General features: G+C 52.1%; 19 protein-coding genes and 1 pseudogene. All 20 read right to left on the bottom strand.

Annotation, left to right across the window (positions count from 1 at the left end; genetic code table 11):
* Positions 1 to 206, bottom strand: a pseudogene (locus WFM46_RS12405) (glycosyl transferase family 2); the annotation flags it as partial.
* Between the two features lie 66 nt (positions 207 to 272).
* Positions 273 to 1,181 (bottom strand): glycosyltransferase family 92 protein, encoded by a 909-nt coding sequence (locus WFM46_RS12410; protein ID WP_336997717.1) that lies wholly within the window; start codon positions 1,179 to 1,181, stop codon positions 273 to 275.
* Positions 1,182 to 1,252: 71 nt separating this feature from the next.
* A complete protein-coding gene (locus WFM46_RS12415) occupies positions 1,253 to 1,630 on the bottom strand; it encodes a hypothetical protein (protein WP_258142329.1) in 378 nt (125 codons plus the stop codon).
* A 226-nt stretch (positions 1,631 to 1,856) separates the two neighbouring features.
* Positions 1,857 to 3,023, bottom strand: coding sequence for a nucleotide sugar dehydrogenase (locus WFM46_RS12420; RefSeq protein ID WP_336997718.1), 1,167 nt, complete (start codon positions 3,021 to 3,023; stop codon positions 1,857 to 1,859).
* A gap of 198 nt (positions 3,024 to 3,221) precedes the next feature.
* The gene (locus WFM46_RS12425) at positions 3,222 to 4,430 is read right to left on the bottom strand and encodes a glycosyltransferase family 2 protein (protein WP_336997719.1); all 1,209 of its coding nucleotides are present in this window, start codon (positions 4,428 to 4,430) and stop codon (positions 3,222 to 3,224) included.
* An 18-nt stretch (positions 4,431 to 4,448) separates the two neighbouring features.
* Complete coding sequence (locus WFM46_RS12430) at positions 4,449 to 6,863, bottom strand: glycosyltransferase family 2 protein (protein WP_336997720.1); 2,415 nt, start codon at positions 6,861 to 6,863, stop codon at positions 4,449 to 4,451.
* Positions 6,864 to 6,865: 2 nt separating this feature from the next.
* A complete protein-coding gene (locus WFM46_RS12435) occupies positions 6,866 to 9,475 on the bottom strand; it encodes a class I SAM-dependent methyltransferase (protein WP_336997721.1) in 2,610 nt (869 codons plus the stop codon).
* A 127-nt stretch (positions 9,476 to 9,602) separates the two neighbouring features.
* A complete protein-coding gene (locus WFM46_RS12440) occupies positions 9,603 to 10,805 on the bottom strand; it encodes a sugar transporter (protein WP_336997722.1) in 1,203 nt (400 codons plus the stop codon).
* 14 nt (positions 10,806 to 10,819) lie between these two features.
* Entirely contained in the window at positions 10,820 to 11,470 is a 651-nt protein-coding gene (locus tag WFM46_RS12445) for an ABC transporter ATP-binding protein (RefSeq protein WP_336997723.1), read from the bottom strand.
* Positions 11,471 to 11,480: 10 nt separating this feature from the next.
* The gene (locus WFM46_RS12450) at positions 11,481 to 12,224 is read right to left on the bottom strand and encodes an ABC transporter permease (protein ID WP_336997724.1); all 744 of its coding nucleotides are present in this window, start codon (positions 12,222 to 12,224) and stop codon (positions 11,481 to 11,483) included.
* A 111-nt stretch (positions 12,225 to 12,335) separates the two neighbouring features.
* On the bottom strand, positions 12,336 to 14,099 hold the full coding sequence (locus WFM46_RS12455; protein WP_016240555.1) for a polysaccharide biosynthesis/export family protein: 1,764 nt from the start codon (positions 14,097 to 14,099) through the stop codon (positions 12,336 to 12,338).
* Positions 14,100 to 14,116: 17 nt separating this feature from the next.
* Positions 14,117 to 14,491 carry a hypothetical protein gene (locus WFM46_RS12460; RefSeq protein ID WP_032180729.1) on the bottom strand — a complete coding sequence of 125 codons (375 nt, stop codon included), beginning with the start codon at positions 14,489 to 14,491 and terminating at the stop codon, positions 14,117 to 14,119.
* 483 nt (positions 14,492 to 14,974) lie between these two features.
* A complete protein-coding gene (locus WFM46_RS12465) occupies positions 14,975 to 15,487 on the bottom strand; it encodes a 4-hydroxyphenylacetate 3-monooxygenase reductase subunit (RefSeq protein ID WP_103178136.1) in 513 nt (170 codons plus the stop codon).
* Between the two features lie 17 nt (positions 15,488 to 15,504).
* A complete protein-coding gene (gene hpaB, locus WFM46_RS12470; RefSeq protein WP_039030502.1) occupies positions 15,505 to 17,067 on the bottom strand; it encodes a 4-hydroxyphenylacetate 3-monooxygenase, oxygenase component in 1,563 nt (520 codons plus the stop codon).
* A 220-nt stretch (positions 17,068 to 17,287) separates the two neighbouring features.
* Entirely contained in the window at positions 17,288 to 18,178 is an 891-nt protein-coding gene (hpaA, locus tag WFM46_RS12475) for a 4-hydroxyphenylacetate catabolism regulatory protein HpaA (RefSeq protein WP_336997725.1), read from the bottom strand.
* 9 nt (positions 18,179 to 18,187) lie between these two features.
* A complete protein-coding gene (gene hpaX / locus WFM46_RS12480; RefSeq protein WP_336997726.1) occupies positions 18,188 to 19,537 on the bottom strand; it encodes a 4-hydroxyphenylacetate permease in 1,350 nt (449 codons plus the stop codon).
* A 21-nt stretch (positions 19,538 to 19,558) separates the two neighbouring features.
* Positions 19,559 to 20,356, bottom strand: coding sequence for a 4-hydroxy-2-oxoheptanedioate aldolase (gene hpaI, locus WFM46_RS12485; protein WP_336997727.1), 798 nt, complete (start codon positions 20,354 to 20,356; stop codon positions 19,559 to 19,561).
* Positions 20,357 to 20,366: 10 nt separating this feature from the next.
* On the bottom strand, positions 20,367 to 21,170 hold the full coding sequence (gene hpaH, locus WFM46_RS12490; protein ID WP_336997728.1) for a 2-oxo-hept-4-ene-1,7-dioate hydratase: 804 nt from the start codon (positions 21,168 to 21,170) through the stop codon (positions 20,367 to 20,369).
* A 102-nt stretch (positions 21,171 to 21,272) separates the two neighbouring features.
* Positions 21,273 to 21,653 carry a 5-carboxymethyl-2-hydroxymuconate Delta-isomerase gene (locus tag WFM46_RS12495; RefSeq protein ID WP_290503532.1) on the bottom strand — a complete coding sequence of 127 codons (381 nt, stop codon included), beginning with the start codon at positions 21,651 to 21,653 and terminating at the stop codon, positions 21,273 to 21,275.
* A 9-nt stretch (positions 21,654 to 21,662) separates the two neighbouring features.
* Positions 21,663 to 22,514 (bottom strand): 3,4-dihydroxyphenylacetate 2,3-dioxygenase, encoded by an 852-nt coding sequence (hpaD, locus tag WFM46_RS12500; RefSeq protein ID WP_312347905.1) that lies wholly within the window; start codon positions 22,512 to 22,514, stop codon positions 21,663 to 21,665.
* Position 22,515 lies beyond the last annotated feature (1 nt).

Below are 22,515 nucleotides of genomic sequence, written 5' to 3' on the forward strand. Positions count from 1 at the left end.
ACCGGCAACCAGACTGGCTCCTGCAGGGTACCGCGGCGGGTGATGGGCAGGATCTGCTCATGCCAGATGCCCTGACACTGCCAGCGCAGGCGGGTTTCACCCCGCGGCTGACGGGCACGCAGGGTGCCCTGGATCAAAAACCAGCCCGCACGGGATAAAGAAGAGTCTGGCAGCGCCAGAGGGTGCCAATGGTAATCGCTTTGCATGAGTGGATTCACTACCCGGAAGCGGGTGAAGCCCGCTTCTGACTCCTGTCGAAATAAAAACGTAGATTAGCCGATTAACTTTTTAACGCGGGTCGCCAGCCAGGAGTCGCTTTTCTGTGGACTCTCTTCTGCGGGCAAGGCATCCAGCTGCGCCTGTATTGCTGCCATTTCGGCTTTGACTTTCGGAGCCAGAGCCGCTGCCAGCAGACAGGTCTCGTCGTTGCGATCGTGGGCTTTGAAGTAGGCTTTGTGTTTGACGCGGTTAGCTGAGGCAGCGCTGCCGCGCAGATGTTTACCGAGTAAAAACTCTTCCAGTGATTTGACCGCGTAATGGTTGACCCGTACACCGTTCCAGACCACTTCGGCACTAACGCCTGGACCATGTTTTGGGTGTAAAACCATGTCATTGCCCAGCGCATCGATATAGCGACCGTAGCGGAGGTCGGCAAAATGTGGGTTATGAAAATGGTTAACGCGCTCGGGTTTCACCACGCTTTTCACGTTGTGGTGGACGTTAAATTTAATCGGCGCGCGATGAGTAAAACGCTCCGTTACCAGGCCGTCTTCAGCAAAGAGCTCGCCACTGGAACCAAAAATGGCCCAGTTAAGCGCAATGGCGCTGACGCTTTCGTCACTAAAATGTGAAGTAAGGAAATCGACCAGATTCACTTCAGCCGATAGGGGCAATAAAAACTCATCAGCATCGATAAAGGCGAGCAGGTCAATATCGTGGGCACAGGTACGTAAAATGCGCTCGTATGCCGGAAGTTGCGGTTTTTGATTAATCACATCTGGTTGATCGAGAACTTTTACTATCCCCAGACGCGCCAGGGAAGAGAGCAGCTCGCGGCTTCCGTCACGACTGCCATTGTCGGCAATCATAAATCCGGTTACGCCCAAAACCCGGTGATACGCTATCCATTCAAGCAGGCCTGCAAATTCATCTTTAACGATGGCGGCAATATAAAGGTTCACATTGTTATCCAACCGATTATCGGAATACCGTGCCAGCTTCCGCAGAACGCTGGCACAAGGTAAAACAGTTATCAGGCTGGGGAGAAATTTAACTCCGTCAGCCAGGTAATCAGGCCATCGGATTCCAGTCCGACGGTGATTTTAGAAGAGAAGGGCACGTTAATCCTGAACCCACAGCTCAAGCGAGGATGATTATCCTCTGGCTGCTGGAGGATGGCAGCTATTACATCAGGGCGTTTGACATTGAATGGATAGCTATAGGTAGCGTAATCATTCCTGATGGCGATACGTGGAGCACGTTCGCCGTCTGCCAGTAGCCAGCCACGAAGTTCAACGCGACCATTCAGTAAAGTCAGAGGCTCCTGTTTGGAGGTTGTATCAATGTTCCAGCGTAACTGCGCATTAGGGGCAGCCAATGATGTTGTAGAAAGCGTATAACGGTTTGTCATTCTGTTTCGACACTCAAGCTGTTATTAGTATTGTTATAGATGGATGGGCCATTTACATGGTATGTAGCTAAATTATATAGCGATACCAAAAGTTAAAAGGCCCGATTAACGCTCCAATACATGCTTAATCATACGAAACAGTAATGTTGGCAGCGCATAGAGCAGATAAATATCTGCAACTCGAGTCTGTAGATATAGCTTTCCCTGCTGCTAGTCTCTTTACAGATCAATCAGATCCAAAAAGATCTCTTGTATACACTTTGTCTTTCACATCAATCAACTCGCTGGCCATTCTGTTACACAGAATCACGTCGCTAATGGCTTTAAATTCGGCCAGATTGCGAATGACGCGGGAGTTAAAGAAGCTGTCGGTTTTAATGGTGGGTTCAAACACCACCACTTCGATTCCCTTTGCCTTGATACGCTTCATGATCCCCTGAATCGCGGAGGAGCGGAAGTTATCAGATCCTGCTTTCATCACCAGACGATGAATCCCCACAATCTTAGGCTGACGGGCAATCACGCTATCGGCAATGAAATCCTTACGGGTAGTATTCGCATCCACGATGGCACGGATCAGGTTGTTCGGCACTTCCTGATAGTTGGCTAACAGCTGCTTGGTATCTTTCGGCAGACAGTAGCCGCCATAGCCAAACGAAGGATTGTTATAGTGCGTGCCAATACGCGGATCCAGACCGATACCCTCGATAATCTGACGGCTGTCTAAACCATGAGACTGAGCATAGGTATCCAGCTCGTTGAAGTAGGCAACGCGCATGGCGAGATAGGTATTGGCAAACAGCTTGATCGCCTCGGCTTCGGTACTGCCCGTTAACAGCACCTGCACATCCTGTTTAATGGCACCTTCTTTCAGCAGATCGGCAAAGCGTTGTGCACGCTCGCTGCATTCCCCTACCACAATGCGTGACGGATACAGGTTGTCATACAGAGCACGCCCTTCACGCAAAAATTCAGGGGAGAAAATCAGATTCTCGGTGCCAAATTCCTGGCGCATGCGCTCGGTAAAGCCCACCGGGATGGTGGACTTGATGACCATAACAGCATGCGAGTTAATGCTCATCACATCGCGGATGACAGCTTCGACGGTGCTGGTATTAAAGTAGTTCGTCTTAGGATCGTAATCAGTTGGCGTGGCAATGATAACGAAGTCGGCACTTTCATAAGCTTCGAATTTATCCAGCGTGGCCCGTAGATTAAGAGGTTTGTTAGCTAAGTAATCTTCAAGCTCTTTATCTGCAATAGGGGACCGTCGTTGGTTAATCTGCTCGACTTTTTCAGGGATGACGTCCAGAGCGATAACTTGATGATGCTGTGCCAGAAGAACGGCATTGGAAAGGCCGACGTAGCCAGTTCCAATAATAGATATTCTCATCTATCATACCTTAATATTAATTATAGGGAAAATTTGTTCATTCATATTTAGATACAAACAAAGTTGTAAGCCAGCTGAAACAAAGAATGTCATTATTTCTTGTTACGCTTGTTGTTATGGTTTTTCATTGCTAGCTAACTATTATGCCCCAAGGGGAAATTCCCTCATGTTATTTATCACTTTAGGCATTTCCTGTTCTTAAATATTCCTATTCTTATCCAATCGACTACCAACATTGAAATTATTATCAGAACAATAAATTTCAAAAGTTTTTTTATCAATTTCTAAGGATGAAGGTAATGTAAGCCTGAAACCAAGGTCATTGTTACGTGTGCCTAAATGTTTTGCCACATCAGGGCGAGTGATTGGTGATATCAATTCAACATCGAAGAAGTCAGAACCGTCATATATAAAGTAGTAGGTCGGTCTTTGACTTGATGAGTTGCTTGCCCAGCCATAAATAAACGTTTCGCCATTAATTTTTTCAATCTTATCAACATGGCCTTTAAATTCTGCATGCAGAGTTGGGGGAGTCAACCCTTTTCTTAAAGAAGCATTTTTTACCATCGAGAGCTTGCTATTAACATATTCACTAGCTTCATTCATTTCCTTATCATATGGCCATGCAATACACAGTTTTGATAATAACTCTTCAAAAGTTGGTACTTTAGTGCAGCTTTGAAAGATAAAACTATCCAGGTACTCTTCTTTTTTCATAGTAAAATATTTAACCATATGAACTCCTGGGCCATTGTATTTTTTTATTTCCTCTGGCTCAAATGAGTTAACACGCAGTTTTAATTTCTCTCTTGCGTGTTCTTTTGCTATTTCATAAGGTTTGTTATGGAAATGAAGTTGGATGAGATTTGTTCTGTGTTCACCATCGCAGAATTTTGTTTTGCCCCAGTGAAAACCAACATCTAATGAAAGGAATGTGCCTTTTCTGAAAAAACATTTTCTATCTTTTCTAAAAAGAAAATGATGCTTGCTAATTATTGAGTTAAAACCCTGCGAGTCAAAAAGTAAAGTTTCCTTGGTATCTAAGTGCTTTAACAGCTCATTTTCAATATCATCTATCAGGAAAGATATATTACCGTCAGGTGTTCTACAGCCAATGAACTCATCGCAGTCTAATGGAAATATGAAATCGTAATCCTTCTCAATCTCTTTTATTTTATCTCCGATAATGATTCCTTTGTTCTCAAAATCTTTTGGGCTGTTATGTGTATAAATTACTTGAACGCCGTGGTTTTTGGCGTTATTTAAATGCTCTAAAGTATTGGTATCAGTGGAACCATTATCGAATATGTAAAGGTTCTCTGGTGAAAACAGGTGTGAGTAATACTTAATCCATACAGGAAGGAGTTCACTTTCATTCTTCTGCATCATCACACAAGCAATATTCATTTTTTAGCCTTATCGAAATCAAATAGTAAAATCTTCTTTGTCTTGAGTGAGGTTTTGATTATAGAAGGGGTCCACCTCAAGATATTTTCCCCACTTAGACTTCATGAAATTTACTTCCTGAGCAAAACGTGCAATTTTCTCTGGTGAATCTTCAGCACCTCGGCTTATCGACTCATAATGATAAAGTTCAGCGTAAGGCGTCCAAAGATTTCGATATCCTGCTTCACGAACCTTAAGGCAAAAATCAACATCGTTAAACGCAACCTTGAGATTCTCCTCATCAAGGCCAGAAACTAAATCAAAGATCTCTTTTCTAATCAGTAAACAGGCAGCTGTGACAGCAGAAAGTGATTGAGTCAGTAATAAACGACTGAAATAGCCTGGATGATGACGAGGGAAATGTTTATGTGAATGTCCACCGACTCCTCCAATCCCCAGAATAACCCCACCGTGTTGTACGGTGTCGTTGCTGTAATAGAGTTTGGCACCTACGCAACCAATTTCAGGTCGCAGGCACTGACTGACCATTTCGGTCAACCACTCTGGATTGATCACTTCGACATCATTATTGACCAAGCCAATAATGGAGCCTTTAGCATGGCGGGCTCCGAAGTTGTTAATTGCTGAGTAGTTAAACGGGAAGTCATATGCCAGCACTTTAACGCGACGATCTTCTAGTTGGATCTCACGGAAAAATTCCAGTGTTTCGGCTTCGATGCTGCCGTTATCCAGAATAAGTATCTCGAAATTGGTATAGGTACTTTTCTCAATGATACTGCGCACCGCAGTTTCAGTCAGTGAGCGACGATCACGAGTAGGAATTAACAAGCTAACCAGCGGTGCTGGCTCGGGTATTGGATAACGCACCCGATAGGTGTTTGGTACCAGCCCGGCATCAACTTCTACACCCGGTTGCTGGTTTGCAAAATAATCTCGCAAGGCTTTGATGCCCGCATCGGTGGTATAGCTTTTCTCGCCTGAAGCAAGAGCTGTTGAGCCCTCTATGGTACGCCAGTGATAGAGCACACGAGGTATATGCACGATCTGGTCGGCTTGCACATGCGGAAGGCAACGCAGCAGCAGATCTTGATCCTGACTACCTTCTACACCCAGACGGAAACCACCGATTTGCTGGAGCAGTTCACGACGATACACCCCGAGGTGAGAAACGTAGTTTTGCGAGAAGAACAGATCCGGGTTCCAGTCGCTCTTGAAATGGGGATCAAAACGCTCGCCGCGACCGTTGAGCTTGTCTTCATCGCTGTAGAGAATTTGGGTTTCTGGCTGAGCGCAGATTGCTTGTGCCATAAACAGAAGTGCATGTTCAGGCAGAGCATCATCGTGATCCAGTAAAGCCACGAAGTCACCTTTAGCGATTCCCAGCGCACTGTTAGAGGCTGCCGATATGTGTCCGTTCTGTTGACGGTAGACCACTTTAATGCGCGGATCTTTGGCTTCATATTCACGCAGCACACGCTGAACGTGCTCTTTTGGGGATTTGTCATCTGCAATGCACAGTTCCCAGAAGGGGTAACTTTGGGCTATTACAGAGTCTAAACAGGCGCGTAAGTATATTTCTGCCGGGTTGTAGACCGGCATCACTACGGAAATAACAGGTGGTGTGGTCATTGTCGCCAGTATTGCAGCAACGTCTGCTTTGCTTGGCAGGGAAGGTATCTCGACGCTTTCAATCCATTCTTCATAATCAACGGAAGGTAAAGTGAAACTAAAGGTCTCATTATAAAGCGACACCAGACGATCCAACGGCAAATTACCGCTTTCAGAAGAAATAGACTCCTTAATGATCGTCATTTCCATATCACGATAACTTTGGTGTTCCCGCTGAATACGAGCCAGCAATGCGGGCTCTATTTGGCTGTCGCTGATTGCCGTAATTTCGAACTGGCTAACAGAGAAGGCACCTTCTTGTTCCAGGGGATCGAAACGCAGTGCAACTAACGGGGATTCGAGATAAAACAGGCGACTGGCCGTTACTGCTTTTTTATACGGGAGGGTAACGGTTTCAAATTCATTGAATCCTTTTCCGGTATCCAGATAGAACTTGGCTAGCCCTTGTTTTCCAGAACAATCCAGCGTCAGATTAAACTGATACCACCCTTTTCCTGTTTTAGGAAGATGCGTTAAATCAAGGATGAAGTAGGGGTCATTCCCTTCTGATTTCCACCCATGCATACGCTCTGGATCCGGGGAAAGTTGGTTCAGCGCGATCCAGGGCAAATGTACAGCTGTTGCAATTGGACTCTGTGTTGACGTGACCCAGTCAGCACAGGGTTTACGACCCAGCAGTGAACCATAACGTTTGAAATGTTCCCTTGCAGGTAATCCCGTCTGGCTTACGTCCTGATAGGTCTGTAAATACCATTGCTCATCAAAATGAGTGAGCGGCTCGTCCTTGTTGAATTCAACGGTCATTGTTATTTTCTCATGTTGTCTGGCAGGCAATGACGCTGTTCTGCCTTTCCGTGCAGGATGTAATGAAGTAATGGATTAATAGAGCCTTGGGCCACGTCCGCATAAGTTTGCAAGTACCAGCGTGTATCAAAGAGAGCACTTGGGCTATAGCCCTTATCAGCACCGATCTGAATAAAGTGCTCAATAGCCGACAGGCCGGAGTCCGCAACTTCCGGATAACGATGCAAATACCAGAGCTCATCGAACAGGCCAGACGCTGCAATACGTTCAACATTGCTTACGGAAACTGCTGTTGTGGTTGTTGGATTTTCTTTAAAGGTGCGGCCCAGGGCGCGCACGGGCGCGGTCAGCTTCCATGACATGGTCTGCTTCAGGTTTTGTGCGCGATCTTTCGCTTTCTGAAGTTGCTGTTCTTTATGTTGTAGCTCACGTGTTACCTGCTCGAGATGACGTGTCATGGTTGCCAGCTCGCGGAAACGTTCACTGATACTGGATTCCAGCGCTTCATTTTGCTTAACCAATTCATTAACACGCGTTTCAAGCTGAGCTTGCTCTTGGGTGGCTTGCTGCTTCAGTGTCGCCAGTTGCTGTTGCAGGTCTGTCTGAGTCTGTATCATACCGGCTTGCTCTGCACGCCATGCTTGCTGATGCATGTGATACTCTTCAGCCGCTTTGACTGCCGCCTCGTCCCGCTCTTCCAGCCATTGAGTCAACGTCGCGATCTCGGTAAAGCGTTCACTCAGGCTTTGATTTAGCTGGCTCAACTGTTGCTGAGATTCTGCTTGTTCTGCATGGTGACGCTGAAGCAAAACAGCCAGCTGGTCACGCGCCTGTTCAAGTTCATTGTTCTGCTTATCAATTATCTGAGCGCTCTCTGCGAGAGTCTGGCTAAGGCCAGTAATTTCACTATCACGAGCATCTAAGGTACTGACTAATTTCTGCTCACGCGTCAGCCAGGTTTGCTGAGCTGATTCATATTGCTCCAGCATAGCGCGACTTGCCGCGAGGTCAGTGGTCAGGGCATCATAATGAGTCTGTAGCTGATCATGGGCTTCGGTGAGTGTTTCTTTTTGCTGTTGCCAATGGCTGGCTTCGGTCGCCAGGGTCTTACTAAGTTCATCCTGCTGCTGATGCGCAGTAGTTAACGCGGTAGTCAGCTCATTAACCTGCTGTTGCCAGTGACTGGCTTCGGTTGCCAGAGTCTCGCTGAGCGCATCCTGCTGCTGGTGCGCAGCAGTCAACGCAGCAGTCAGCTCATCGATCTGTTGCTGCAACACGCCGAGCTGCTGTGAATACTCGCTGAGCACCATGTTATTTTTATTGAGAGCGAGGGTTAGCTGTGCGGCGCGCTGCGTCTCTTCATTAAGGTGAAGTGTTTGTTCATGCAGCTGCTGTTGCAGTGCGCTCAGCTGTTCCTGAGCTTCTGTTTGTTGCTCCAGCAGGGTCTGTTTTTCTTGCGCAATCAGGTCACGTTCTGAAACGGTCTGGGTCAATTGCTCACGGTTTTTTGTGAGCAAGGCTTCCATATTTTGCTGGCCTGCTAGACTCTCGTCTCGCTGTTGTTCGCAAAGGGTGAGGGCTGTTTGCAGTTCGGAAGTGTGCTGGTTGGATTTCGCCAGCTCTGCGGTTAATGCGTTAACTTGCTGCTTCTGAAGATTAAGCTCGGCGGATTGATCGGCGTGTTGTGCGAGTTTTTCTTCCAGCGCTTTAATGGTGTGATGCTGAGCGGTGATTTTCTCTGCCAGACGTCCCCTTTCCAGAGCTTGTTGCTCCAGAACATCCTGGGTTTCAGCTTGCTGGTTTGCTTGCAGCGCGACCATCTGGCGTTTTATTTCGCTGTTTTCCCAGCTATAACCACAGGCTTTACCCAGGCGAGAGAAGACTTCTTGTACCTGCCTTGTAGCAGACGGATTACCTGAAAGAGCATAAAGGCTCAACATCTCTGAAGATGGCTCGCTACCTACACCAATTACGCCCAGCCCATGGCCGTGTGCGAACTCAAAATGAGGATATTGCTGCTTTAGCTCGTCCATTAGCTGGAACACCCCAAAGCCGCGCTCACGTACGTTAGTGTCATGCATGATCACTACGGCTTTATTTGAGAGCTTCGGCAGCCAGCTTTCAAAATCATGACGTACAGCTTCCAGGGTATGAAGACCATCAATATGCAGCAAATCAATGCTGCCTTGTGGGAAGTGTTCCAGCGCCTGGTCGAATGTGCTGCGCACAAGGGTGGAAAAGTCTGAGTAATGTTGCTGGTTGTGTTCAGAGACCTGGCGATAAACCTCTTCGCCGTACTGGCCTGCATGTTCGTCGCCACCCCAGGTATCTACCGCATAGCATTGGGTTTCAAGATCCAGCTTCGTAACAGCCTGACAGAAAGAAAAATAGGAGCTGCCGTAATGGGTACCCAGTTCAACAATTTTGCGCGGTTGAAGAGTGTCGATTAACCAGAAAGCAAACGGAATATGTTCTAACCAGGCGGATTGCGCAATGTAAGAAGGGCGCCAAAAAATAGGACGCTTAAAAATAAAATCCAGCCCTGTGTTGGTTTGTTTTTCTGATGCTTGCTTGCGGGGCGCCTGTGAACGGCTGCTTTGCTGAGTGCCCATGGGATATCCCTTCAATATGAGAACAATGATTAATTGACGTGATCGGTAGGGTGACCACTTTATGATTAGGTTGAGAAAGGCCAGAACCGCACAGGGGCTCTGGCCCTGCTTTTAACGCATGCGGTTGTTAGTCTTGATGCTCACGCAGGGTTGCAAGGCCCATTACGATTAACCCATATAACAGGCACAGCAAAACGCCGATGGTGGCCAGGTTATAGAGACGGCGCGGATATTCTGCATCTTCAGCCAGCGTTGGCTGGCTGATGACCAGAAGATGTTTAAGTTTGCGGTACGCTTCTATTCTGGCTTGCTCCAGGCTAATAAGGCCGGTTTTATAGAGGTCTGCCGCGAGGGTTGCCTGAGTTTGCACATCCATATAACTGGCGGTCACTTCGTTCATGGCATTTTTATCCGCACCGGTGAGTCGGGCTTGCTCTTGCGCAAGCTGCTCGGTTAAAGCATCGACTCGAGCCTGCACAGAAACTACTGCTGGTGCGGTTGCTTTCATATAGCTTTGCAGCTGTTTCAACTGGGCCTGTTGCTGGGCCAGTTGAGCTTCAATCTGACTTACTACCCCCATACGAGCCGTACTGGTCGATTCCGGACTAATAAGATGATGGGTATTTTGAAACTCAAGCACTTTGGCTTTTTCGGCCTGTAATCGCTGGTAGGCACGATCAACCTCTTTCTCGACAAAGGCCAGTTGTTCCAGCGCGACCTGATGTCCCAGTTTATTAATAAAGCCTTCAGACTCCTTAAGCATGACTCCAACGACTTTTTGACCGTAGACAGGATTAAAGGTCTGCAGTTCAATGGTCAACACACCGGAAATGTCATCCAGACGTAATGTCAGATGCTTACGGTAATACTTAAGAAATTCTTCGCGACTGACATTGTCAGGCAGGCGCGAGAAATAATCGACTTGGTGGCTCTGGTAATGGGCTTTCAGACCCAGCTCTTTATCAAGTTTATTGAGCAAATCGGCAGATTTTAAATAATCCTGAATGAGCAGCATATCCTGATGATTATTACCCCCCAGCCCCAACATCGAAAGAGCATCAGGCAGCATTTTAATTTGGTCTGCTTGTTTGACCACTAATTCTGCCCGGCTTACATAACGATCCGAGGCAATGAATCCAAAATAGATAACAGCGACAGCAAAGCAGGCCACGACCCACTGGAAGCGGCCAAGTTTGAGACTCTGTTTCCATGAGCGCTGGGCAAGGCGGTAACCTTTAGAATCAACGATAAAATGCTTTGGTTTGGTTTTTAATTTATTGAGCTTGCGCATCAAGCCGGAGGATTTGTTAGAACGGGTTGGCTGGGTCATGATTATTGGGCTTGTTATAGTTTCTGATAAATACTGATGGCATCTTCGATATTGTCGAATATCTCAAGCTTGCTGTTACGCAGCAAAATACCCATATCGCACTGTTGACGTAAGTTCTTCATGTCGTGCGACACCATAATCAGGCTGGCGGTTTCACGTTTTTGGTTAAAAACATCAATGCATTTTTGTTTAAAGCGGGCATCTCCTACGGAGGTGATTTCATCGGTCAGGTAGATTTCAAAATCAAAAGCCATACTAACGGCAAAGGAGAATTTTGATCTCATGCCGCTGGAATACCCCTTGATTGGCAGTTCGAAATGTTGACCAATTTCCGAGAACTCTTTTACCCACTCCTCAATAGCCTGAGTATCACGAACGCCATGGATACGGCACACAAAACGGGTGTTCTCGCGACCGGTCATACTGCCCTGAAATCCGCCGCCAAGGGCGAGAGGCCATGAGACGCGACAGTGACGCGTGACTTTCCCTTTGCTTGGCGTATCCATCCCGCCCAGCAAACGCAGTAGGGTCGATTTTCCGGCGCCGTTGACACCTAAAATACCGATATTACGGTCGCGGGGTAGCGTAATGCTTACGTCGCGCAATACATAATTGCGACCAAATTTGGTGGGGTAATATTTTGAGACGTTATCTAAAATGATCATCGTAATTCGCTTAGCTGGCGATCAGCCGGCGATGGCTTAACCTGTAACAACTCATTGCAAAAGTCAGCAGCACTAATGTGACGCAGGACAAATATACTCCGCTGACATTCGGGCTTTCATATCCAGCAATCCAGCCTGATCGAATCAACTCAATAGCATGTACAAGCGGGTTCCATAAGAACCATTGCTGAAACTGCGATGGTACGGTTGCCAGGGGATACATGACGCACGAGATAAACATAAGGGGCATCATCAACAAATCGAGAAACTTATTAGCTTCTTTAAATAAGCTGCCTAATACGCAAAAAACGATTCCTAATGAAAATGAAAAGATCATTAGCAGGAAATAGATAATGATAACTTCTAAAGGATCGCTGGGAATGGCATCAAAACCAAACCACAGTAACCCCAGTACAAGGATGCAGCCCACCACCAAACCAATAATGGCTTCCAGGATGAAACGGGCAATAAAGGTAGCAAAGGGGGTCACCTGTCTGTAGCAAAACAACCCCATGTTGGCACCCACTGCAGACTTCAGCTGGCTGACCACTTTGTTGAAAAACATATAGGGTAAATAACCTGCCGTAATAAATACCTGTACTGGAACGCCACCAAAACCACTCTGGCTACGCATCCCAAAAACAACACTAAACAGGCTAATCATCAACAACGGATCCAACAGCGCCCAGGCATACCCCAGCCGGTAACTGCCAAATCTCGTTTTCAGTTCACGAATAAGCAGGCCAAACGTCACATCCCTCAGCACCTGGAACGAGCTGCGGGGCGTCTGGTTGAGAACAGGTTTAAGCATAAGAAGGCCGATATCACAGAACGGGCCCGCGAGGGGGCGAGCCCGCATTGAGGGTTAGTTCAGGACCACGTTGGCCGCCACGGCAACCTGATAGATGACCTGGGTGATGTCCTTGATGGACTGCATCATTTTGCTGTCCACTTTCGGCATGACCAGAATCTGATCGCCCGGCATCACATCGCCACCGTCTTTAAACTCCATCAGCCCGTTGGCATGCACCACGGCAATGCGCTTGTCGTTTGCACGGTCGGTATAGCCGCCCGCCCAGGCTACGTAGTCTTCCAGACTGGCGTTTTTGTTGTAGACCACCGCCTGCGGCATCATCACTTCGCCACCCACCTGAATCAGGTCGGTTTTGTTCGGTATCACAATCTGGTCGCCCTGTTCCAGCAGGATGTTGGCGATCACGCCTTTATCCGACACCACCACTTTACCCAGCGGCTGGATCTTGCGGGCTTTTTCCACAAAGCGCATCACCAGCTCGGCCTCTTTGGTGCGAATGGAGGCCTCGCCGTCAGAGCTGGCAGGCGCGGTAAAGACGCTGCGCTCCAGGCGGTTGAGGGAGTCTTCCAGCATCTCTTTCTGCCGCGCGGCCACGCTCTTACGCATGATGTAGATCGAGCCGTAATCCGCCATGTTCGGGTCAATCGGGATGTGGTTCAGCAGATCGTGCAGACGGGTCTCTTTACGCACGGTGAAGTAGGATGGCCCGCGATAGCTGCCCATCACCTGCACATCGTAAACCTGCGCATGCATGTCGTCGTTGAACAGCACTTTATCACCGTCGCTCAGCTGAATGCGGTCGAAATCTTTATAGGGCATATAGACCGAGAACGGGCCACTGGCGCGATCGCCAATGACGCCCACGTGGCTCACCTTGGCGAGGGGCAGGGCGTAGTCGATCAGCTCTGAGCCGAGCGCGGTGCTGTTCTTCAGCTCGAAGCGGAACGGGTTACGCACTTTACCCGCCACGTTGATCATCGGGCCCTGCGGTTCAACCAGAATCACATCCTGATCTTTGAGGGACAGCTTCGGCATTTTGCCCTGCTGCATAAACTCATACAAGTCGATCTGCTGGATCACGCGGTTCTGGCGCAATACTTTAATATGACGATAGCTTCCGCGGTCGGAGTCGATGCCGCCAGCGCGTTTCAGGAAATATAAAACGCTGTCGGAAGATTGTCCGGCATATTGTCCCGGACGAATGACGGGTCCGGTGACATATACACTGACCGGCGTCGCGGTAAGTAAATTAACGTAAACATTAACGTTATTGGTGAAAACTTCGCTGATATGGCTGGTAACCAGGTTATTAACCTTACTGGCCGCCACATTCTTGACATTAATCGGCCCGACATCGGGAATGAAAATATTGCCCTGATTATCGACGGTCACGACGTTGGAAAAATTGACTGCGCCCCAGATCCAGATATTCAGCTTATCGCCGGGGGCGATCAGGTAATTATCGTTTAAGCCGTCGCTGCGCTCGGTTTCATAACCACCGGCAAACAGGTTGGCACCGTATGGAGGGGGGAGGCCGGACTCGGACTGCGGCAGTAATTTACGCACATCAGACTCGCCCGGCAGTAACATGCCCTGGCGGTTTTGCTGTGCGAAAGTCCCGGTGGTGGAGGAGGTGTTTGCCTGGCCGCTCATCGCTTGCTCGCCGCCAAGCTGCAGTCGGCCATCGCCGTTGTCTGCCGGGGTGTTCATCCCAAATGCCTGGGCTTCTTGCTGGGTGGGGGCGGCGAAAGAGGCGCAGGAGACGCAGGCCAGTAACAGGACGGCACTCAATTGCCGAAAATTCGTTATCTTCACAACATTTCTCTTCAAAATTATTGCACGGCAAGCAGGTTACTGGCGGAAGCCTGTTCCAGCTGTGGTACCAGATACCAGGTATCACCGTTCTTACAGGTCACACCGTGCTGCGACTGGTTGTAGTTGCGATTACGCAGCAGTTCTATGCATTCCAGCCCCAGGGCGGAGACATAACGCTGGCCCAGAATATAGGTATTGCCATTGGCGCTGAGCGCGGCGCCCTGCGGCAGGGTGTTCAGAGGTTGTTGCAGATTGGCTGCCATAGCCTGGAGGTCGGTAGAAGCAGTCTGATTCACAAGCGGTCGGGATGCTTCAACCTGCTTCGGGGAATATGCACAGCCGCTCAACATGAGGGCGAGCGAAATCACCAGAAGGCGAGTTGCGTTCTTCATAGATCAATATTTTCCAACAATGCAATAACTGGAATGTGAAATAAAACTTTGATGGTATTCAACTGATTTTAATAGCGAAGCAGTTGAGAAATCTTGCAGGTGCAGGAGCAACAAAAACGCAGGTGTTAAGTAAGAAAATCCAAAAAAAGGGTAGGCTACCGCACGGAAATAGACAATTCCGGTTAAAATGTGCGCGATTTGCTTTAGGGCGCTGCCATAAAAAAACTATTCAGTAAACAACTAAATCGTTTTTTATTATTCATGAAAGTGTTTTTATGTGGCGAAGATTACATAAGTTTGCAGTTTGTGTCATTTCAAATTTAAGAATTTTGCCCGGAAAAAGGGGAAAAGTCTGAAAGCCTATTAACTCTGGTGGGTTGATCCAAAACTTATATTCAGCATTAGTTTCTGGTAGTGATTGTTTCATATTTCAGAGAATAGAAACAAATAAGCGCCAGCCGGTAGTTCGGCTGGCGAAGGGGATTAAACGGTCATTTCTTGTTCAATTAACACCGGATGAAATCTGCGCTTAAAGTAAATCAGGCCGTGTCCCTCCTGGCTCAGGTGGATATTTTTAATCTCCACCAGGTAGACCAGATGGGTGCCGATGGCCTGTACCTGGCTGATCTCACCTTCCAGGCTTGCCAGCGCCTCTTTTAATACCGGCTGGGCCAGCACACCTTTTTGCCAGCAGGAGAGGGTGAACCGCTCCTCCATGCTCATGCCGGTCATGCCGGCAAAATGGCGCGCCATCAGTTCCTGTTCGTGATTGAGTACGTTGATGCACAGCTTGCCGTTACCCTGGAAAACCGGGTTCATGGCGCTGCTGGCATTCAGGCAGACCATCACCGAGGGGGGCGTATCCGTTACCGAGCAGACGGCGGTAGCGGTGATGCCGCAGCGTCCGGCTTCGCCATCGGTGGTAATGACATTGACCGCCGCAGAGAGGCTGGCCATCGCGTCGCGAAAACGCAGACGTTGTTCATCATGTTGCATCTTGAGCTCCCGCTGCCCTATTTCAGCAGCTTGTCCAGCAGGTTGATATCGGTGTTGTTGTGCAGGTGCGGAACCGTCCAGCCGTTCTGGTCATATTCAGACAGGCAGCGGTCGACCATCGCCATCATCTTGTCCATGTTGCCGGAGGTCTGCGCCTGGCGCAGGCACTGCAGGCGGATTTCATCCTGGCTACCGGAGTAGTTGATCTCGTACAGCTCATGGCGACCGCCAAACTCGCTGCCGATGGCATCCCACATCAGTTTTAAAATCTTGATGCGCTCCACGTGGTCCATACCGTTGGAGCCACGCACATATTTCGCCAGGTATTTGTCGATCTGCGGGTTGTTCAGGTCGCGGGCGCTGGACGGGAGGTAGATCAGGCCGCTGGTGACGTTACGCTCAATGATATTTTTGATCTTCGCGTAGGCCATCGGCGCCATCACGCGGTAGGTTTGCAGCGCCGCGTGGTCCGGCAGGTACGCGCCATTCACCCACGGTGTGGCTTCCGAGCACATGGAGTCGCTCAGCGCCCAGAACATGTTGCGCCAGGCCACCACTTCCCCGAGGTCGGCCTGCACGCCGCGGAACTCGGCGGTGCCGGTACATTCAAGCGACTTTTTCAGCAGCCCGGTGATGAAGTCGAGCTTCACCGCCAGACGTACACACGCCTGCAGCGGATACATGCGGGCGAAACCGCCTTCCATGGTCCAGCGACGGCAGCGGTCAAAGTCGCGGTAGATGAGCACGTTTTCCCACGGGATCAGCACATTATCCATCACCAGGATCGCATCGTTCTCGTCGAAACGGCTGGTGAGCGGGTAGTCGTAAGGGGAGCCGGTCGCGCCTGCCACCAGTTCGTATGACGCGCGGGAGATCAGCTTCACCCCTTCGGCATCCATCGGGGCGACAAACATCAGGGCAAAGTCGGGGTTATCCCCCATCACCTGGGCCGAGCCAAAACCGATCATGTTGTAGTGGGTCAGCGCCGAGTTGGTGGCAACCACCTTCGCGCCGCTGACGATGATCCCAGCGTCGGTCTCTTTCTCCAGCTTGATGTAGACATCTTTAACCTCGTCCGCCGGTTTGTGGCGATCGATCGGTGGGTTGACGATGGCGTGGTTAAAGTAGAGGCCGGTTTCCTGAATACGGGTGTACCAGTTGCGGGCGTTCTGTTCGAACTGACCATAAAACGCCGGGTTCGCCCCCAGCGCGCAGCCGAAGGCGGCTTTATAGTCCGGGGTGCGTCCCATCCAGCCGTAGCTCAGGCGCGACCACTCGGCAATGGCGTCGCGCTGCTGGCGCAGGTCGCTGGCACTTTTCGCCACGCGGAAAAACTTATGGGTGTATCCGCCGCTGCCGGTATCGGTATTCCAGCAGAGCGTGTCCTGCATGTCAGGTTTGTGCAGCGCATCGTACAGCTGTGCGACCGAGGCCGCCGCATTGCGAAACGCCGGATGGGTGGTCACATCTTTCACGCGCTCGCCGTAGATGTAGATCTCCCGGCCATCCTGCAGGCTTTTCAGATACTCTTCGCCGGTTAACGGACGCTGGGTGCTTGCGCGGAAATCTTCAGGTTTCATAGGGACCTCGTATCGGAAGATGATTGTTAAATTTATGTGTTGTTTTTGTTGTTTAATTGAAGCGTGAGAGAGGCGGGTCGTGAAGGGACGAATGGGTCAACGACGGGTACTTTTCAGACAGGTGCGAGAATTGTGATCGGGATGGGTTTTGCCGGGTGGCGCTAACGCTTACCCGGCCTACAATCCGTAGCCCCGGTAAGCGCAGCGCCACCGGGGAGATTCACGACACTGGCACTTTCTGTGCCCGATACTTGCTTGGCGAACATCCTACTAAGCGGTTAAAAAACCGCGCGAAATAGGCTGGATCTTTGAAGCCCAGCTGCCAGGCAATCTCATTCACAGCGCTGTCGGAGAAGACCAGCAGCCGCCTGGCTTCGCGCAGCTGGCGGTCAAAGATGAGCCGTTTCGGCGGTCGGTTGGCGAAGCGGCGGCAGATGTCGGTCAGCCGCGATTCTGTGAGGTGCAGTTCGCTGGCATATTCCGGCACCGTCCAGTGCTGGTGGAAGTGCGCGTCAACCAGCTGAGTAAAGCGCTGAAATAATTTCAGTTCGCCGCGCATGCCGAAGGCCTCGTGATCGTCCAGCGGGGCGTTGCGCAGCAGCAGGGTAAACACCGCCTGCGCCAGCAGCGCCAGGGTGTGCTCCCGTCCGGGAAGCTGGCTGGTGGACTCCCGCTCAATCAGCCGCCAGTAGTGGCTGAGCGCCGTCAGCTCCTCCGGTTTATCCGCCAGCGACAGGCAGATGCCCGGCAGCCCGAAGGTCTCCCGGGTGCCGGGGTAGAGCACTTCCAGCAGCGGCCAGATCAGATCTTCATGCACCGTCAGTACGTGTCCGTCGCTGTCTGATTCGGTATAAAACGCGTGCGGCACCGATGGCGGGGTGAGGACAAACAGCGGGGCCTGCACCGAGTAGCGGTGATCGTCCAGCTGCAGCTCGATCTGCCCGGTATCAAGAAAGTGCATCTGAAAATAGCGGTCGTGGCGATGGGCCTGCATATCGCGGCCAAAAAAGGCCGCCATACGCGCAAAGGACTGGTAATGCACATCGTCCGTACCCAGGCTCTCGTCGTACTCTTTGCTGATGTCGATATTGGTAATCGGGCTCTGGCACATAACCGCTCCTCAGTGGATCTTCTGCGTCGCCATGTCCGGCACGTTTGCACGGCTCTCCTGCCGGGACATCGGAATACGCGTCAGCACCAGCGCACCCACGACCAGCAGCCCGGCCACGAACCACAGCCCGGAGCTGAAGCTGCCGGTGGCATCGCGCAGGATGCCAATCAGCAGCGGGCTGACGGCGGATCCGACGTTGCCGATAGCGTTGATCACCGCCAGCGCCACCGCACGGGACTGCAGGCTAATAACCTGATCCGGCGTGGTCCAGAAGATCGCCATGGCGGTAAACGATCCGGTTGAGGCCATGATGATGCCAAGCAGCTGGATCAGGCTGTGATCGGTGGCCGAGGCCAGCATCCATCCCGCCGCTGCGAAGAGATACGGCAGGATGGTGTGCTTTTTTCGCTCTTTCAGCCTGTCAGAGCGACGGCTCCACCAGATCATGCCGAGGATGGTGCAAAACTGCGGGATCGCCGCCAGCAGGCCAATCACGATATTGCTGCTGCCGGTATTAAAGCTTTGCAGGATCTGCGGCGTCCAGATATTGATCGCACTCAGCGTGTTCGTCAGGCAGAAATAGGCCAGGGTGTAGAGCAGTACCGCCGGGGTCAGCACTTCACGCAGCGTCGAGCGCGGCGTGGCGGCGTGTGCAATGGCGTTTTCCTGCTCGCGGGCGATCATCGCTTTCAGGGTCTGCTTCTCTTCGTCGTCCAGCCAGGTCGCCTGATCCGGCGTGTCGTTCAGAAAGAACCAGGTCACCACGCCGAGGACCACGGAAGGCAGCCCCTCCAGCAGGAACAGCCACTGCCAGCCCTTCAGGTTCCACAGGCCGTCCATCGCCAGAATGTAGCCGGAAAGAATAGAGCCGAGCATCATGGTTACCGGCATGGCGATCATAAACAGCGCGTTGGCGCGGGCGCGGTGATAGGCCGGGAACCACCAGGTGAGATAGACCAGAATGCCCGGCAGGAAACCGGCTTCGGCAATGCCCACCAGCATGCGCAGGACATAGAGGGTTTCGGGGCTGGTGGCGAACATGGTGCAGGTGGAGGCGATCCCCCACACCACCATGATCCCGGCGATCCAGCGCCGGGCGCCGATCTTCGCCAGCATGATATTGCTCGGGATCCCGCACAGCACGTAGGTGACGTAAAAGAGCGTCGCGGCCAGGCCAAACATGGTGGAGGTGAGGCCCAGATCTTTGCCCATCGTCAGCCCGGCAAAGCCGATATTGATGCGATCGAGAAACGAGAAGACAAAGAGAATAAAGAGAAACACGATCAAACGACGGAACAGCTTATTGATGACGCGATGTTCAACGGCTTTATTATCAGGGTGCAGGGTAGAGGTCGTCATGGTGCGCTCCACAGTGTCCGTTCAATAGACGGATTTATTGTTATTAACTGACGTAACCGGGTTATCGATAAAGCGGGCTGCCAGCGCTTCGGCGCTGCGGGCGAGCAGGGTGGTGTCGACGCCGACGGCGACAAACAACGCCCCGAGTTCGAGATAGCGTTTGGCCAGCTGCTCGTTCGCCATCAGGATGCCGGGCGCTTTGCCCGCCGCCCGGATCTGCGCGATGGCCTGTTCAATGGCGGCCTGCACTTCCGGATGCTGCGGATTACCGGCAAAGCCCATGTCGGCGCTGAGATCCGCCGGGCCGATAAACACCCCGTCGACGCCCTCCACAGCCAGGATCTGCGGCAGGTTTTTCAGCGCTTCGCGGGTTTCAATCTGTACCAGCACGCACATAGCGTCGTTGGCCTGGTGCAGGTAGTCCGGAATGCGGTTCCAGCGGGATGCCCGCGCCAGGGCGCTGCCGACGCCGCGAATACCCGCAGGCGGGTAGCGGGTTGCGCGCACCGCTAGCCGCGCTTCATCGGCATTCTGTACCATCGGCACCAGCAGGGTTTGCGCGCCCACATCCAGCAGCTGTTTGATCTGCACCGGATCGTTCCACGACGGGCGCACCACCGGCTGGCTGGGGTAGGGGGCGATGGCCTGGAGCTGGGTGAGGACGGTCTGCACGCTGTTAGGGGCGTGCTCGCCGTCGATCAGCAGCCAGTCGAAGCCTGCCCCCGCCAGCAGTTCGGCGCTGTAGCTGCTGGTCAGCCCCAGCCATAAGCCGATCTGGGGTTTGCCCGCTTGCAGTGCCGCTTTGAATGCGTTTTCCATGGTCGTCTCCTCACACAAAGCGGCAGCTGATGGAGCCCATGTTGCCGTAGTCCACGTGGAAAGTGTCGCCCTTGCTCGCCGCGACCGGACGGGTAAACGAACCGCCGAGGATGATCTGGCCGGGTTCCAGCTGTACGTCGTAGGGGGCCAGCTTGTTAGCCAGCCACGCCACGCCGTTGGCCGGGTGGTTGAGCACGCCCGCGGCAACGCCGGTCTCTTCGATCACGCCGTTGCGGTAGAGCAGGGCGGAGATCCAGCGCAGATCCAGCTCGTCCGGGCGGATCGGGCGCCCGCCGAGGATCACGCCCGCGTTGGCGGCGTTATCGGAGATGGTGTCGAACACCTTGCGCGGACGCTGGGTTTCCGGATCGATGTTGTGGCAGCGGGCGTCGATCAGCTCCAGCGCGGGGATGACGTAATCCGTGGCGTTGTAGACGTCGAACATCGTGCAGTTCGGGCCGCGCAGCGGTTTCGCCAGCACGAAGGCCAGCTCCACCTCAATGCGTGGGACGATAAAGCGGTCGGTGGGGATATCGCTGCCGTCATGGAAGAACATATCGTCCAGCAGGGCGCCGTAATCTGGCTCGCTGATCTGCGAGCTGGCCTGCATCGCCTTCGAAGTAAGGCCGATCTTGTGGCCTTTCAGGGTGCGGCCTTCGGCGATTTTCAGGTTCACCCATTCGCGCTGGACGGCGTAGGCGTCGTCAATGGTGATCTGCGGGTAATCCAGCGAGATCGCACGGATCTGCTCCCGGGTCTGTTCCGCCTGATGCAGGCGATGGGCAATCAGGGTATGGGTCTGTTTGTCGAGCATGGCGATATCCTGTTATTGCCGGGTGGCGCTGCGCTTACCCGGCCTACGGTTCGGGGTCGTTGTAGGCCCGGTAAGCGCAGCGCCACCGGGCATGAGGGCGCGCTACTTAAACAAAGCGTGCACGTTGTTTTGTTTGAAGTTGAGCGTCGGGTGCAGCTCGTCGAGCTCAAACGACAGCGCCAGATAGCGGGCGTCCATCAGCCCGGCGAAGTGGTCTTTAATCAACGTAAACAGCATCTCCCCCACCTGCTGACGGCTTTCCAGGCTGCGCCCGGCGCCAATCTTCAGCGTCATATGCACAAAGGCGTAATCCTGTTTACCGTCGGCCATCTGCCAGGTATCCAGCCAGTGGGCGCGGCTGCGGATCCCGCCGAGGGGGAAGATGCCCGTAGCGGCCAGCGCCTCGTTGACTTTGGCGAACAGGCCCGGCAGGTCGGCCTGCTCGCGGATGTTGTCGGTGCATTCAGCGATAAAATGCGGCATGGTGGCTCCTTACGCGGGCAGAGGGAAAACGGCGTTAACCTGACCGGTGCCGGAGCTGGGGAACAGCTCGGTGAGAAACTCCACCTTGCCGTCGTATCTGTCCCAGCCGAGCATGCCCAGCAGCATCACCGTGTCGTGCATATTGCCCTCGCCGTAGCAGTAGTCGGCGTACTCCGGCAGCATGCTGCAAAACTCTTTAAACTGGCCTTCGCGCCACAGCTTCACCACCCGTTCGTCCATCTGGCGGTCGAACTCGCGGGTGTAGCTGTTCATCCCCTCTTCGGCGCGCTGGTCGTCAATAAAGCGGTGTGAGAGCGAGCCGCTGGCAAGCACCGCCACGGTGCCGTCATATTTCTCGATGGCGCTCAGGATTGCCTCACCCAGCCTGCGGCTGTCGGCAAAGTCATGTACCGTGCAGAAGGCCGAGATGGAGACCACTTTGAAGTGCTTGTCGGCGTTCATGTAGCGCATCGGCACCAGCGTGCCGTACTCCAGCTTCAGGCTCGGAATGTTGTGCGCTTTAGCGCGCACGCCAAGCTTCACCGCTTCGTCGGCAATCAGCTGGCCCAGCGCCGGGTTGCCGTTGTAGTCGTAGGTCATGTCGCGGATAAAGTGCGGCAGCTCATTGCTGGTGTAGACGCCCGAAAAATGGTCCGCACAGTTGATGTGATAGGCGCTGTTCACCAGCCAGTGGGTGTCGAAGACGATAATGGTATCGACGCCCATCTCGCGGCAGCGTCTGCCGATCTCTTTATGCCCGTCGATGGCTCCCTGACGGCAGCCAAAGTTTTTACCGGGAATCTCAGAGAGATACATCGACGGAACGTGGGTGATTTTTGCTGCTAACGCTAACTTGCCCATT

The organism is Leclercia sp. M50, assembly GCF_037150775.1.
GTDB lineage: Bacteria > Pseudomonadota > Gammaproteobacteria > Enterobacterales > Enterobacteriaceae > Enterobacter.

Coding starts and splice junctions, on each gene's coding strand:
- hpaI (WP_336997727.1), bottom strand. CDS start 20,356: ATGGAAAACGCATTCAAAGCGGCACTGCAAGCGGGCAAACCCCAGATC.
- WFM46_RS12440 (WP_336997722.1), bottom strand. CDS start 10,805: ATGACCCAGCCAACCCGTTCTAACAAATCCTCCGGCTTGATGCGCAAG.
- WFM46_RS12445 (WP_336997723.1), bottom strand. CDS start 11,470: ATGATCATTTTAGATAACGTCTCAAAATATTACCCCACCAAATTTGGT.
- hpaX (WP_336997726.1), bottom strand. CDS start 19,537: ATGACGACCTCTACCCTGCACCCTGATAATAAAGCCGTTGAACATCGC.
- WFM46_RS12425 (WP_336997719.1), bottom strand. CDS start 4,430: ATGAATATTGCTTGTGTGATGATGCAGAAGAATGAAAGTGAACTCCTT.
- WFM46_RS12415 (WP_258142329.1), bottom strand. CDS start 1,630: ATGACAAACCGTTATACGCTTTCTACAACATCATTGGCTGCCCCTAAT.
- WFM46_RS12430 (WP_336997720.1), bottom strand. CDS start 6,863: ATGACCGTTGAATTCAACAAGGACGAGCCGCTCACTCATTTTGATGAG.
- WFM46_RS12420 (WP_336997718.1), bottom strand. CDS start 3,023: ATGAGAATATCTATTATTGGAACTGGCTACGTCGGCCTTTCCAATGCC.
- hpaB (WP_039030502.1), bottom strand. CDS start 17,067: ATGAAACCTGAAGATTTCCGCGCAAGCACCCAGCGTCCGTTAACCGGC.
- WFM46_RS12465 (WP_103178136.1), bottom strand. CDS start 15,487: ATGCAACATGATGAACAACGTCTGCGTTTTCGCGACGCGATGGCCAGC.
- WFM46_RS12495 (WP_290503532.1), bottom strand. CDS start 21,653: ATGCCGCATTTTATCGCTGAATGCACCGACAACATCCGCGAGCAGGCC.
- hpaH (WP_336997728.1), bottom strand. CDS start 21,170: ATGCTCGACAAACAGACCCATACCCTGATTGCCCATCGCCTGCATCAG.
- WFM46_RS12460 (WP_032180729.1), bottom strand. CDS start 14,491: ATGAAGAACGCAACTCGCCTTCTGGTGATTTCGCTCGCCCTCATGTTG.
- hpaA (WP_336997725.1), bottom strand. CDS start 18,178: ATGTGCCAGAGCCCGATTACCAATATCGACATCAGCAAAGAGTACGAC.
- WFM46_RS12435 (WP_336997721.1), bottom strand. CDS start 9,475: ATGGGCACTCAGCAAAGCAGCCGTTCACAGGCGCCCCGCAAGCAAGCA.
- hpaD (WP_312347905.1), bottom strand. CDS start 22,514: ATGGGCAAGTTAGCGTTAGCAGCAAAAATCACCCACGTTCCGTCGATG.